Raw genomic sequence first — 1128 nt, 5'->3', positions numbered from 1 at the left:
CCAGTCTTCCCAGCGGTGCAGCTGCGCGAGGTTGTCGGCGCCCATCAGCCAGACGAAACGCACCCCCGGAAAGCGCGCCTGCAGATGCGCCAGCGTCCGCGCGGTGTGGCGGGTGCCGAGCAGACGCTCGACATCGCTCACGATCACCCGCGGATGCGCCATGATCCGCCGCGCCGCCGCGATGCGCTCGGGCAGCGGCGCCGGCCCGTGCGCCTTGAGCGGGTTGCCCGGGCTCACCAGCCAGACCACCCGGTCGAGCCGGAAGCGGCGCAGCGCCTCGCGGGTGATGTGCACGTGCCCGGCATGGGGCGGATCGAACGATCCCCCCAGCAGACCCACGGTCATCCCCGGGACCAGATGCAGCCCCGCTTCATGCGCATTCCAAGCCATCGCGGCCTTTCCGTTCCGAAGTGGCGGCAAAAGACACCGGAACAGGCTGCAATGACAACAGGAAACAGGTCATTCGCCAGTGTCGCAGCGCCTTTGCGGTACCGGCGCTACCCTCCGTGACCACGCTGCGCATGGCGTGGCCGGGTTGCCTCTGATGCCCGAACCGTCAGGGGCTTTGCATTCCCCTGCCCCGGTGCGATACAGACGCCCGACCAGTCACCGGAGGACAGCATGGCCAGCTATCAGTACGTCTACCACATGGATGGCGTCTCCAAGACCTATCCGGGCGGCAAGAAGTGCTTCGAAAACATCCGCCTGAGCTTTCTGCCGGGTGTGAAGATCGGTGTCGTCGGCGTCAACGGCGCCGGTAAGTCGACCCTGATGCGAATCATGGCCGGCATCGACAAGGATTTCACCGGCGAGGCCTGGGCCGCCGAGGGCGCCAAGGTCGGCTACCTGCCGCAGGAGCCGCATCTCGAGCCCGAGCTCACCGTGCGCGAGAACGTCATGCTCGGCGTCGCCGAGAAGAAGGCCAAGCTCGACCGCTTCAACGAGCTGGCGATGAACTACAGCGACGAGACCGCCGACGAGATGGCGGCGCTGCAGGACGAGATCGACGCCAACAACCTGTGGGATCTCGACGGCCAGATCGACGTCGCCATGGAGGCGCTGCGCTGCCCCGCCGACGATGCCGACGTCACCACCCTCTCGGGCGGTGAGCGCCGCCGCGTGGCGCTG

2 protein-coding genes are annotated in these 1128 nt (G+C 67.5%); one reads left to right on the top strand and one right to left on the bottom strand.

Annotated elements, in window-relative coordinates; translation table 11 throughout:
• The coding region (locus AC6RA4_RS11435; RefSeq protein WP_500160414.1) for a nicotinate-nucleotide adenylyltransferase at positions 1-345 on the bottom strand (345 nt) is incomplete at its 3' end.
• Positions 346-621: 276 nt separating this feature from the next.
• Between AC6RA4_RS11435 and AC6RA4_RS11430 the strand changes: the two genes are divergently transcribed.
• Positions 622-1128 (top strand): ATP-binding cassette domain-containing protein (locus tag AC6RA4_RS11430; RefSeq protein ID WP_500160387.1); only part of this gene is annotated, 507 nt, incomplete at its 3' end.

The organism is Salipiger sp., assembly GCF_059781815.1.
This window is presented reverse-complemented; position numbering and strand designations above follow the sequence as displayed.